At 59.5% G+C, this 12,578-nt stretch carries 12 protein-coding genes; 11 read left to right on the top strand and 1 reads right to left on the bottom strand.

The genetic code is table 11. The features are described from left to right. Entirely contained in the window at positions 1-825 is an 825-nt protein-coding gene (locus tag ACFOOQ_RS22940) for a cupin domain-containing protein (RefSeq protein WP_379730057.1), read from the bottom strand. A 222-nt stretch (positions 826-1,047) separates the two neighbouring features. Here ACFOOQ_RS22940 and ACFOOQ_RS22935 point away from each other — a divergent pair, with 222 nt between their 5' ends. From ACFOOQ_RS22935 to ACFOOQ_RS22885, 11 genes are all read left to right on the top strand, one after another. Next, positions 1,048-1,572 (top strand): VOC family protein, encoded by a 525-nt coding sequence (locus ACFOOQ_RS22935; RefSeq protein ID WP_379730056.1) that lies wholly within the window; start codon positions 1,048-1,050, stop codon positions 1,570-1,572. A gap of 68 nt (positions 1,573-1,640) precedes the next feature. Next, on the top strand, positions 1,641-2,747 hold the full coding sequence (locus tag ACFOOQ_RS22930; protein ID WP_379730055.1) for an acetoin dehydrogenase dihydrolipoyllysine-residue acetyltransferase subunit: 1,107 nt from the start codon (positions 1,641-1,643) through the stop codon (positions 2,745-2,747). Positions 2,748-2,810: 63 nt separating this feature from the next. Continuing rightward, positions 2,811-3,734 carry a thiamine pyrophosphate-dependent dehydrogenase E1 component subunit alpha gene (locus ACFOOQ_RS22925; RefSeq protein WP_449265835.1) on the top strand — a complete coding sequence of 308 codons (924 nt, stop codon included), beginning with the start codon at positions 2,811-2,813 and terminating at the stop codon, positions 3,732-3,734. An 8-nt stretch (positions 3,735-3,742) separates the two neighbouring features. Then, positions 3,743-4,753 (top strand): alpha-ketoacid dehydrogenase subunit beta, encoded by a 1,011-nt coding sequence (locus tag ACFOOQ_RS22920; protein WP_379730053.1) that lies wholly within the window; start codon positions 3,743-3,745, stop codon positions 4,751-4,753. A gap of 10 nt (positions 4,754-4,763) precedes the next feature. Then, entirely contained in the window at positions 4,764-5,924 is a 1,161-nt protein-coding gene (locus ACFOOQ_RS22915) for an acyl-CoA dehydrogenase family protein (RefSeq protein ID WP_379730052.1), read from the top strand. Between the two features lie 46 nt (positions 5,925-5,970). Then, entirely contained in the window at positions 5,971-7,614 is a 1,644-nt protein-coding gene (locus ACFOOQ_RS22910) for a fatty acid--CoA ligase (protein WP_379730051.1), read from the top strand. Positions 7,615-7,647: 33 nt separating this feature from the next. Then, positions 7,648-8,310, top strand: a complete 663-nt coding sequence (locus ACFOOQ_RS22905) for a carboxymuconolactone decarboxylase family protein (RefSeq protein ID WP_379730050.1) — start codon at positions 7,648-7,650, stop codon at positions 8,308-8,310. A gap of 109 nt (positions 8,311-8,419) precedes the next feature. After that, complete coding sequence (locus tag ACFOOQ_RS22900) at positions 8,420-9,454, top strand: LacI family DNA-binding transcriptional regulator (protein ID WP_379730049.1); 1,035 nt, start codon at positions 8,420-8,422, stop codon at positions 9,452-9,454. A gap of 251 nt (positions 9,455-9,705) precedes the next feature. Then, positions 9,706-10,350, top strand: coding sequence for a carboxymuconolactone decarboxylase family protein (locus tag ACFOOQ_RS22895; RefSeq protein ID WP_379730048.1), 645 nt, complete (start codon positions 9,706-9,708; stop codon positions 10,348-10,350). A 357-nt stretch (positions 10,351-10,707) separates the two neighbouring features. Beyond that, positions 10,708-11,364 carry a TetR family transcriptional regulator gene (locus ACFOOQ_RS22890; protein WP_379730047.1) on the top strand — a complete coding sequence of 219 codons (657 nt, stop codon included), beginning with the start codon at positions 10,708-10,710 and terminating at the stop codon, positions 11,362-11,364. A 137-nt stretch (positions 11,365-11,501) separates the two neighbouring features. Beyond that, a complete protein-coding gene (locus tag ACFOOQ_RS22885) occupies positions 11,502-12,563 on the top strand; it encodes a BMP family ABC transporter substrate-binding protein (protein ID WP_379730045.1) in 1,062 nt (353 codons plus the stop codon). Positions 12,564-12,578 lie beyond the last annotated feature (15 nt).

The raw sequence follows: 12,578 nt of genomic DNA, 5'->3' as shown, positions 1-12,578 counted from the left end.
TCAGGCGTCGACGCCAGCGTCGAATTTGAAGCCGATCTTCTTCAGGGCGTCCACGGTGCCTGCACCGTAGGTGTCCTTGATTTCCGCCTCGAGCTTCGGCGCATAGGCGACGCGGTCTTCCTGGACATCTGAAGCAGGCTGGATCAGCACGAAGAGGCGGGCCGTCTCATCCGAAATATTGCGGAAGGCACGGCTCACCTTGGGCGGGAAGGAAACGAAATCCAGCGGCTCGAGAATCATGCTGTGCTCACCTTCGTCGCCCCAGGTCACTTCGAACCGGCCATTCAGGCAGAAGAAGTTTTCCACGGTCTGCTCATGGGCATGGAGGCCAGGCCCGTCGCCAGCAGGGCATTCGGCGATCGACACCACAGCGCCGGGCAGGCCCTTTAGCGGAGCCATGGAACTCCGGCCTTTGTAGCCCGCGGGCACCATGACCGGGTAAACCTTGTTGGCGGTAAGGCGCTCCATGGCCGCGACCGGAATGCCGGTGTTTTCCTGCTGCTTGCTGTACGGCACTAGGTCCTTGAAGCGGGCCGTGCGGGATTTCATTTCTTCCGGGGTCGGGGTAACGGTCTTCACGGGAGGTCCTCCATCGGTTTTTGCTTGCGGGTTCGAAGCGGCGAAAGTCTGCGGACTTGCGTCGGTATCCGGACGCAATGACTTCGTCTCTCTCCCCAGTTCCACGATCGTCACTTTAATCAAAGATCGCATATCCGTAAATAAAAACGTTTCCATTTTGTCGTCATGGCAGATGGCCGCGAATGCGACGGCTTGTTGAATGGCCAGGAGGCGCCCCGGTGTCGCGGCGGCATGGCAAAATGTCATTAAAACCAATTAAAACAATATCTAGGCGGGAAGATGACCTGTGGGCGTGGACATCATAAGCCCCCGTCAGTTCGCAGTGATGTTATAAGCATTGATGTGAAAACGTTTCTATAATATCAAACTTCGGTCATGTGATGCTGGCCGCTGTGGAAACCGCGGCCCGGCTGCCGAAGGCGGTTTGTGACAGGCCGTGCTGCAACAACAGTAGGGATGAAACCCAGGATGAGCAGGATTTTTGGGGCGGTGCGTCAGCTCGGCTATGTCGTCCACGACATCGAAAAGGCGATGAAGCATTGGACGGACAATCTGGGCATCGGCCCGTTCGTCTACATACCTCGCGTTGGCATGAGCGACTTCAGGTATCGCGGCAAGCCGTACGAGATCGAACTCAGCATCGCCCTGGCCAACTCGGGCGATGTGCAGATCGAGCTGATCCAGCAGCGGAACGATGTGCCGTCGATCTATGCGGATGATTTGAGAAAGTATGGCGAGGTTCTGCACCACACGTCGTCCTGGACCACCAGCTACGACGACGACGTGAAGCGCATTCTGGATGCGGGCCATACCCCGGTGCAGGAAGCCCGTATTGGCGGGAACCGCCTGGCCTATTTCGAGTGCGGGCCCGGCTATCCATCTACGACCATGGAAATCTACGACGTCTCCGGCAGGGCCGGTGCATTCAACGACCGTATCCGACAGGCCGCTGTCTCCTGGGATGGCTCGGATCCTGTCCGCGGCAAGCTGTAAGCAACCCGATGGGCCATCGTCGACGCGATGGCGCACAGATTCTACTAAATCGACCTGAACGGATGACCATGTCGAATATCAAAGCGATCCGAATGCCGAAATGGGGTCTTGCGATGGAAGAGGGTACCATTGTCGGCTGGCTCAAGCAGCCAGGCGACGTGGTTACCGAAGGCGAGGAAATCGTCGAGATCGAGACCACCAAGATCACCAACGTGCTTGAAGCCACCGAGGGTGGGAAACTGGTCCGTATCGTCGGCAATGTCGGAGAGGTCCTGCCGGTCGGGTCGATCATTGCGGTCCTGGCCGACAATGTCGCGTCCGACGCCGAGATCGAAGACTTCCTCGGCTCCCAGCCGTCAGTCGTGATTGCCGAAGCGGACGAACCGGCCGGAGACGCCCTGAAGGTCGAATCCTGGGACATCGGCGGCCGTAACGTCAATGTGGCGACTGCGGGCTCAGGGGAACCCATCGTTTTGCTGCATGGCTACTCTGGTGACTTCAACAACTGGATGTTCACCATCGAAGACCTGAAGTCCATCGGCCGGGTCATTGCGCCTGATCTGCCGGGCCATGGGGCGTCGGCCAAGAATGTGGGCAATGGTTCGCTCGATGAACTGGCCCAGGCTGTGGCGGGTACGCTGGAGGCCATGAAGGTCAAAAATGCCTGGGTGGTCGGGCATTCGTTGGGTGGTGCGGTTGCCCAACGCCTCGCGCTGGACCATCCGGAACTCGTGAAAGGCCTCGTGCTGGTCTGCTCGGCGGCCTTGCCTGGCACCGAGGTTTCAGCGGACTTCCTGGACGAAGTCATCAATGCCGAAAAGGCGCGCGACGTGAAGGCGGTCTTGCAGAGACTGATGGCAGATCCTGATCTTGTCAGCCGGGATATGGTCGATGGCGTCCTGAAGTACCTGCGGATGGATGGGTCACGGGATGCCCTGAAGGCTATCCGGGACAAAATGGTCGCCGGGGACGATTTCGCCGATCTCCGGAAGTCCATCGACAGGCTCCCGGCCGTTCTCGTCATTGCCAGCCAGAACGATCAGATCGTCGGCTTCCCGCACCAGGAACAACTGCCCGGCGGCTGGGATGTCGAATGGATGGAGGTCGGCCACCTGCCGCAGCTCGAAAAGGCGGCCGAGTTCAATGCCATCCTGCGCAAACACTTCGCGAAATAAGCGGCAAGACGGGGAATATCCATGCAGTTGAGCAGAGAAGACCTAAAGCGGGCGTACCGCCAGATGGCGACAATTCGCCACTTCGAGGAACGGGTCGAGAAGGAATTCGCGAACGGCACCATCCCGGGCTTTGCGCATGTCTACCTTGGCCAGGAAGCATCCGGCGTCGGCGTATGTTTCGACCTGACCGATGAGGACTACATCGGCTCGACCCACCGCGGTCACGGCCATTGCATCGCCAAGGGCTGTGAAGTTGACGGCATGTTCCTGGAGATCATGGGCAAGGATGGCGGCATCTGCGGGGGCAAGGGCGGCTCCATGCATATCGCTGATATGACAAAGGGCATGCTGGGTGCCAATGCCATTGTCGGAGGCAGTCCGCCGATCGCCGTGGGTGCAGCGCTGACCCTGAAGTACAAGGGAACCGACCGCGTGGCCGTGGCTTTCTCCGGGGATGGCGCGTCCAACCAGGGAACGACGCTGGAAGCCCTGAATATGGCCGTTGTGCTCAAGGTGCCGGTTATCTTCGCGTTCGAAAATAATGGTTATGGTGAGTTCACGTCGGCCAAGTATGCGGTTGGCGCCCCGTCGATTGCCGAGCGCGCCAAGGGTTTCGGAATGCCTGCCGACGTCGTCGACGGCGGCGACTTCTTTGCTGTCTTGGAGGCCATGCGTCGGGCGTTGGAGCATTGCCGCGCGGGGAATGGCCCCTACGCGCTGGAAATCAACTGTTCGCGTTTTCTGGGCCATTTTGTCGGCGATCCCCAGAAATACCGCAATGCGGACGAACTGAAGGCCGCGCGGGAGAATGACCCGCTCGCCCGGTTCCGCAAGTCCGTGACGGCCGCGAAGCTGCTGGACGAGGCAGAGCTCGACGCCATCGATGCGGACGTGAAGCAATCGGTCGTGGACTCCGCCGAGCGTGCACTGGCAGCTCCGATGCCATCGCTCACGACCCTCACCAAAGACGTTTACGTCCGTTACTGAGCACCGACATGGCAAAAATCTCATATCGCAAGGCAATCAATCAGGCGCTCGCCCAGGAAATGGCGCGCGACCAAAACGTCATCCTGATGGGCATCGACGTCGGTGGCGGGCAGGGCGGTTCCGGCAAGGTCGGCTCGGTCGGGGGCGTCTTCGGCGTCACCTATGGTCTCTATGACAAGTTCGGCCCGACCCGGGTTATCGACACCCCCATTTCAGAGAGCGCCATCATCGGCGCGGCCTCGGGGGCCGCGGTCACTGGGTTACGTCCGGTCGCCGAGCTGATGTTCGTGGATTTCGTGGGTGTCTGCCTCGACCAGATCTACAACCAGGCGGCCAAGTTCCGTTACATGTTCGGCGGCAAGGCCAAGACCCCGCTGGTCATCCGGACAATGGGCGGCGCAGGGATGCGTGCTGGCGCCCAGCACAGCCAGAACCTGCACCCGCTGCTGACCATGATACCTGGCCTGAAGGTCGTCATGCCGTCGAACCCCTACGACGCCAAAGGGCTGCTGATCAAAGCCATCCGCGACGACGATCCGGTATTCTTCCTCGAATCCAAGGCCCTCTATGATATGGAGGGTGAGGTTCCGGAGGACCCGTACGAAATCCCACTCGGCGAAGCGAATATCGTTCGCGAGGGCGACGACGTCACGATCGTCGCTCTGGGTGCCATGGTGCGCCGTGCCGTGAAGGCGGCCGAAGCCCTGGCCAGGGAGGGCATCAAGGCCGAGGTTATCGACCCCCGGACGACGTCACCGTTGGATGAAGACACTATCCTGGAGAGCGTGGAGAAGACCGGCCGCCTGGTGGTGGTCGACGAGAGCCCGCCTCGCTGTTCTATGGCCTCGGATATTGGCGCCATGGTGGCAAGCAAAGCCTTCAGGCACCTCAAGGCACCCATCGGGATGGTCACCTGCCCGCACACGCCGGTCCCGTTTGCCCCGAACCTCGAAGACGCCTACCTGCCCAGCCCGGAAGCGATCGCAGCCGCGGCAAAGAAGGCCGTGTCGTTCAAGTAGGTCTCAAGCCATGGCACTCGACCAGGAAACCCTCAATCAGCTTCTCGATACCGTTGGTCGGTTCGTTGAGGAGCGGTTGAAACCCGCCGAAGCCAAGGTCGCTGCGGACGACAGCATTCCCGCTGACATTATCGGAGAGATGCGGGAGCTGGGCCTGTTTGGCCTGTCTATCCCCGAGGAATACGGCGGACTCGGCCTGACCATGTCGGAGGAGGTCCAGGTGGCCTTCCGGCTGGGCGGGACGTCTCCCGTCTTTCGGTCGCTCATTGGCACCAACAATGGTATCGGCTCCCAGGGCATCGTCATGGATGGCACGGAGCAGCAGAAGAGCACCTGGCTGCCGCGCCTGGCTGCGGGCGTTATCATCGGGTCCTTCTGCCTGACGGAGCCGGATGTCGGCTCGGACGCGGGTTCATTGCGCACCTTGGCCGCCAAGGATGGTGACGATTATGTCATCACCGGGACAAAGCGGTTCATCACCAACGCTCCGGAAGCCGGGTTGTTCACCGTCTTTGCCCGCGCCGACAGGGACAGCAGGGATGCCCGCGGCGTCACGGCTTTCCTGGTCGAGGCCGACACGCGGGGCATCAGCCTCGGCCGGAATGACCACAAGATGGGGCAGAGAGGCGCCCATACCTGCGACGTAATTTTTGATGGCGTGCGCGTTCCAGCCGACAACATTATCGGCGGCCCAGCGAAGCTTGGGCAAGGCTTCAAAACGGCCATGAAAGTGCTGGACCGGGGGCGTCTGCATATCAGCTCGGTCTGCGTCGGGATTGCCGAGCGCCTGATTTCAGACAGTTTGCGTTACGCGATGGAACGCAAGCAGTTCGGCCAGCCGATTGCCGAGTTCCAGCTCATCCAGGCCATGCTCGCTGACATGAAGGCGGAATCCTTTGCAGCCCGCTGCATGGTCGAGGAGACTGCGCGCCGGAAAGATGCGGGCGCCAACGTCTCCACAGAGGCGGCCTGCTGCAAGATGTTTGCGAGTGAAATGGTGGGGCGTGTTGCCGACAAGGCGGTCCAGATCTACGGCGGTGCCGGGTATATCGCTGACTACGGGGTGGAGCGTTTTTACCGCGATGTCCGTCTGTTTCGCATTTACGAAGGCACCACGCAGATTCAGCAACTCGTCATCGCAAGAAACATGATAAAGGCTGCCGCCGCTTGATAGGTGACTGCCTGGATACCGGCTTGAGTAGATAGGGGACCGTGCCGTGACCGAGGATCAATATCCCGATTTCGGGTACAGCTACCAGTTGCTGATCAAGCAGTTGCTCCTCGCACCAGCTGTCAGGAGTCCTGACCAGGAAATCGTCTATCGCGATCAGAGGCGTTTTACCTATCGCCAGTTCCACAGTCGCGTTGTCCAGCTGGCAAACGCCTTGACCTCTGCAGGTATCGGGAAAGGCGATGCCGTCGCTGTGATGGATTGGGACAGTCACCGGTATCTGGAGTGCTTTTTCGCCATTCCGATGCTTGGCGCAATACTGCAGACGGTGAATATCCGGCTCAGCTCCGAGCAGGTGCTCTATACGCTGAACCACGCCAGGCCCAGACTGCTACTCGTCAACACGGAATTCCTTCCGCTGCTAAAGGAGATCGGCCAGCGGCTGGAGTCCATCGAAGAGGTCATCCTGATTGTCGACGATTCCGATTCTAGGTCCGAAGCGCCGAAGCCCTCCCGGGAATACGAGGGTTGGTTAGCATCGCAGGGCTCGCACTTCGATTACCCCGACTTTAATGAGAACGCGACCGCAACCACGTTCTACACGACGGGTACAACCGGTCTGCCCAAGGCTGTCTATTTTACGCACCGGCAACTGGTCCTCCACACACTGGCGACCCTGGCAACTTACGGTACTGCCGCAGTGCAGGGGCGTCTGCACCAGGCCGATGTGTACATGCCGATTACCCCCATGTTCCATGTCCACGCCTGGGGACTTCCATATGCGGCAACGACCCTGGGGCTGAAGCAGGTTTACCCCGGGCGGTATACGCCAGAGATGCTGCTTGAGTTGAAAAAGAGAGAAGCCGTGACCTTCTCGCACTGCGTTCCGACCATCCTTCACATGCTTCTGTCCCATCCCGCAAGCAAGGATGTGGACATGCAAGGCTGGAAAATCATCACTGGAGGATCTGCCCTGCCGGTGGGATTGGCGACTGCGGCGGAAGAGCGCGGCATCGATATCTTCTGCGGCTACGGGATGTCAGAGACCGGTCCGTTGTCGACGATTGCGCACCTGGCGCCGAGTGGAGAGCGCAACGCCAAAAGGGATATCGCGACACGGATTACGGCGGGACGCCCGGTCATCCTGGTTGAGGTGCGTACGGTCGATGGTTCGATGAACGACGTCCCGCGGGATGGGGTATCAGGTGGCGAAGTCGTCTTGCGCTCGCCCTGGCTAACTCAGGGGTACAGGGGTGACGCAGAGGGTTCAAAGAAGCTCTGGGAAGGCGGATATCTCCACACCGGCGACATTGGTATCCTTGGTGAGGATGGGTATCTGCGCTTGGTCGACCGCCTGAAGGACATCATCAAGACGGGTGGAGAATGGGTTTCATCACTCGACGTCGAGAACATCATCTCCCGGCACCCCGCAGTCAGTGAGGTCGCCGTGATTGGCGTGAACAGCGATCGGTGGGGCGAGCGGCCAATGGCATTGATTGTGCTCCGGCCGGATGTGGAAGCGCCGACGTCAGAGAACATCAAGGCATATATGGCAGCTGCCGTTGCTGATGGCACAATTTCCAAATTTGGCGTGCCGGACGAAGTCAGGTTTGTTGAACTTCTTCCGAAGACGAGCGTCGGGAAGCTCGATAAAAAGCTGATGCGGGACCAGTTCACCGCGGCGGACTGACGACAACTGCAATTGGCATCAGGGGAGAGGAAAATGCAGGAATACGGCCCGAAGACATCGGTTTCAACGATGCCGTACCCGGACATCGAGCGACTTCCGGAGCAGTTGCAGCAGGAGCTGGCTCGTCGCCGGAATCGGAATGTATTTCGGATGCTGATGCACTCGCCAGAAGCCGCGCCCGGCTTTCTCGCCATGACAGATGCGGCCCGCGGCCGGAATGCCCTGCCCGCCGTGCTCCGGGAACTGACCATCGTCCGGGTGGGGCGCCGGTACGGGGCGCCGTATGAAGTTCATCATCATGAGCGGATCGGCCGTGAGGCCGGTATGTCCGAGGCCGCCATACAGGGTGCTATCAATGGCCCATTCTCGGAAGGCCTGACGGCTGACGAAATCCTGATCCTCCGGGCGACCGACGAAATTCTCGACCACCATGGCCTGACCGAGCCGACTCGGGATGCGTTCCTGGAACGCTTCAACGCCACCCAACTGGTCGATTTTGTTCTGACCATCGGGCATTACCAGCAAGTCTGCAATTTCCTGAATACTTTCGGGATTCCGATCGAGGCCTGGCGGCGGATTGGCCGCTTCTTCTTCTCCAACCATGGATTTTCGCTTGGACGACTATTGCCGACGATGGGCTGGCAGGCTTGCAAAAAGGGCGGAAAACGTTTCCATCGGAGAGGCGGTCGGCTATAACCATATGGAATGAAAGGCCTTCTGAGATGCTTGGCCCCAAGGGCATTCCATCGCGGGGCGAGCATCAAGGCTAGGCCGGTCGGCTGCAATTGTAGAGAAAGCCAACTGAATGACTCGTCGTCCGACCATCCGCGACGTCGCTAAAGCTGCAGGCACATCTGTCGGCAGCGTGTCCCGTGTTCTCAACGGCGGGCCATACGCCAGCTCTGAATTGCACAACAAGGTCATGCGTGCGGTTGCGAAGCTCGGGTACGAGCCCGACGTCGTGGCACAGAGCATGCGGCTGAAGTCGACCAAAACCATCGCATGCTTGCTGGCCGACATCGCGAACCCTTTGTATGCGGAAATAGTTAATGCGGCGGAGGAACGTCTGCAGAAGGAGGGCTACGTCTTCGTTCTGTCGACGACCCGGAATGACGAGGAACGCGAACTTGCGATGATCTCGATGGTCCGTCGGCGCCGCATGGACGGCATGATCGTTATGGCCAGCGACGAGACTCGCAAAGATGTGAACACTGCCTTGGCGGAAGCTGCCGTTCCGGTGGTCCTTATCGACCGCGAAGTGCCTGCGAAATACGACGCCGTCTATGTCGACCATAGAGGCGGTGCGATTGATGCCATGCGATATCTGATAGGTCTTGGGCACAAAAGAGTAGCGCTTCTCTTGCCGAGTGAGCACGTCCGGCCCGGGCGAGAGCGTGCTGCAGGTTACCGTCAGGCGCTGACAGAGGCGGGTATTGCCGTCGACCCCGAGTTAATACGCCCGCAGAAAACGTCGGTTCATTTCTCCTACGCCGATATCGAGAAACTTCTGCAGGGACCGCATCCGCCGACCGCCATTATTGTGCTGGGAACCCGGATGCTCGCTGGCGTGATGAAGACGGTATCGACCAGGAATCTGCGTATTCCAGAGGACCTCTCGCTGATCAGTATTGGCGACACCGACCTGACACGCTTCGCCAGTCCCCCCATCACTGTTGTCCGATGGGATCTCGCCGAACTCGGCAGGGCGGCCGCAGATCTGCTGATCGAGCAGTTGAATGGTGTGAAGCGAGAGCGGCCGCAGCATATCTCCCTGCCGACCGAATTCATTATCCGCGGGTCATGTGCGCCGCCGAAGAAACCGGGTGCGAAGCGGCCTTAGCGGGCTAAACCATGTGGTAGGCAGCCGGGCGGATTCTCGGCGTCGGAAATCTTAACTTTTTCAGAGATGGTGAGGTTGCGGGCCTCCATCCCCTATGATACCAATATAAAAACGTTTCTATAATCGTTGCGGCAGAGTGACCACGATGATTGTGGAAGTAACATGAAGTTGACGTAGAAACGTTATTATTCAGGGGCCGAGGGCCCTCAATTTTGAACTAGATTCGGCAAACCAGGTCAGGACCCACCGGTATGGCTTCTAAATCGAACAGCGACGATTTCCTTGCCATGCTTGGCCGTCGGGAGATTCCCAAGTCACGGCGATTGGCTTTGCGCGAGCCGCCCTATGATGAAGCGGCCGCCGCGGTTGTGGGAAACACCGCATTCAAAGGTTTGTCGCCGATAAACCTCCGCATGTCGCTGGCGCATCACCCGAAGCTGGCATCTGCTTTCCAGGCGATGTCGCACATTGTGATGTTCCAGACCGCTGTGGCCGAGCGCGATCGGGAAATTGCGATTATTCGCACCGGCGCGCTGACGCGATCAGAATATGAGTGGGGGATGCACGTCAGTATTTTCGGCGAAAAATGCGGCCTGACGCCTGAGCAGGTTGAAGATGTGACGGTTTCCAAGACCTGGCGTGATCTGAAACCGGGGCTGTGGAACGAGCGTGAGCAGCTTGTGGTCCGAATGGTGGACGAACTGCACCATCATTCCACGATTGCCGATGAAACCTGGTTGCAACTCACCAAACATTTTCCCAACGACCAGGTGGTCGAACTGATTTTCTCGTCGAGCTTCTATCACATGGCCGCATTCTATCTGAACAGTACGGCTGTTCCGCTCGAGGATGGGTCGCAGCGTTTCCCGGAAGGGGTAATGCAGGCGTCGGTCTAATACTTCGCGGGAAATCATACGGTAGGCCGAGGGGGATATTGGACCCTGCAGTCACCGGTCCGCCACCCGGATCCGGTGGGACCTTCTCCTCAGTGACGGCCTCTCCCCTTCATACAGGGCAGCGCCGGGCTATCTGTCAGCCGCTCGACCTCGGGGGCCCCGCACGGGCATAGGGGGCAGACTTACGGCATATCCGCTTCCCTATAGAGTGATCGTCCAACGGGGGCGGCGGTTGTGCCGCTGAAGCTCAGCCAGCGAGAAGCAGGGTCAGTTCAGGGAATCACGGGATGACTAGTAAGTGTTTATTTACAACACTGATTGCCGTATCTATCGGGAAACCTACACAGGCGCCGATAGATGTCATTGCCCGCCAGCCGCCGTTCCGGCCAGTCCCCAATCACCCGTAATCCGGATGAGTCCCGCCAGCGCATCCTGGATGCGGCGACGATCGAGTTTTCCGCCAAAGGCTATGCGGGGGCGCGCATCGACCAGATCGCCAAGCGGGCGAAGCTCAATCCCCGGATGATCTACCATTACTTCGGCGGCAAGCAGCCCCTCTATATTGCGGTCCTGGAGACGGGCCTCAGCGAGCTCCGCGAGGCCGAGCGGGGCTTCTCCTCGGATGAGGAAAGCGCCCTGGACGCACTCCTGCATCTCTACGACTTCATCCATAAGCACTTCGCTTCCCATCCGAAGCTGGTCAATCTGCTGAGCACGGAAAACCTGAACAAGGCCAGCTTCCTGAAGCGCTCGAACCTGGTGCCGACCATCTCGTCTCCGACAATCGACCTGATCGACCGGCTCCTGAAGCGAGGGGTGGCTGACGGCACGGTCCGCAAGGGCGTCGACCCGCTGCAGCTCTATGTGTCGATGGTGGCGCTCAGCTACTTCCACCTGTCCAATGGCCATACCCTGTCGGTCATCTTCAGGCAGGATATGCTCGGTCCGAACTGGCTCAAGCCGCGGGCCAAGCACACTGCGGACATCCTGCGCAGCTACCTGGCGCCAAACTGACCATAAAATCCGCATTGCCTAAAAGGTAAGCGGAGCTGCGCCGAGAGTGACCTCCTAACCCATTGATTACATGAGCATACCGAATGGCATGAGGGTTGCTAAGTAAGTAAATGAATAATTACTTAACGGAGGGGAAAATGCATATCAGGGCACTGGCCGGGGCACTCCTGGCACTGGGTATCGCGGCCACCGCACAGGCTGCCGACACGAAGATCGGCTTCATCTACGTCGGCCCTGCGGCCGACTACGGCTACAACATGTCCATGGACCTTGGACGCAAGGCGGTCGAAAAGGGCATTCCCGGCGTGACCACCACGGCCTTTGAGGCCGTCCCGGAAACGGCCGAGGTCGAGCGCGCCATGGAGCGCCTGATCAATTCGGGCCATTCCATCATCTTCGCGACCAGCTATGGCTATCTCGATTACGCCATCAAGACCGGGCAGAAGTATCCCAAGGTCTCGTTTCTGCATGCCGGTGGCCTGAAGACCTCGGCCAATGTCGGCACCTACTGGGCAGATAGCGACGACGGCATGTATCTCGCTGGCATGGCCGCGGGTTCGGTCAGCAAAAGCGGAAAACTCGGCTTCATCGGGGCCTTCCAGATCCCGCAGCTCCTGCGTTCCATCAATGCCTTTACCTTAGGCGCCCAGTCGGTGAATCCGAAGGCCACCACCACTGTGGTCTGGACCGGCGGCTGGTGGGAACCTCAGAAGGAGGCCGAAGCGACCAACGCCTTTGCCGACCAGGGCATTGATGTCGTCGCCGAACAGGTCGACTCACCGATCACCATTGCCGAGACTGCTGAGAAGCGCGGCATCTACATCATCGGTAAAGACGTCAACATCATGGACCGGGCGCCGAAAGCCTGGCTGACCGGCGTGTCGTGGAACTGGGGGCCGATGATGATCGACCTCGTGAGGCAGATTCAGGCCGGGACCTGGAAGCCGTCCCATGTCCGCGGCAACCTCGCGTCCGGCAGTGCGGTCCTCGATCCTTTCGGCAAGGCTGTTCCGGAAGCAGTCGCCAAGAAGGTTCTGGCTGAAAAAGCGGCAATCATCGCGGGTACCAAGGTCGTATGGCAGGGCCCCATTACCAAACAGGATGGCACGTCTGCTGCATCGGCGGGCCATAAGATGTCCCTGCAGGAGATCGAAACGACGGACTACCTGGTCAAGGGCGTCATCGGTTCGGCCAAGTAACGGGGGCGAGGGCAG

Origin of the sequence: Ferrovibrio xuzhouensis, assembly GCF_042648965.1 — a bacterium.
In the GTDB taxonomy this organism is placed as follows: domain Bacteria; phylum Pseudomonadota; class Alphaproteobacteria; order Ferrovibrionales; family Ferrovibrionaceae; genus Ferrovibrio; species Ferrovibrio xuzhouensis.
The sequence above is the reverse complement of the archived record's forward strand: the minus strand, read 5'-3'. Positions and strand labels throughout refer to the sequence as shown.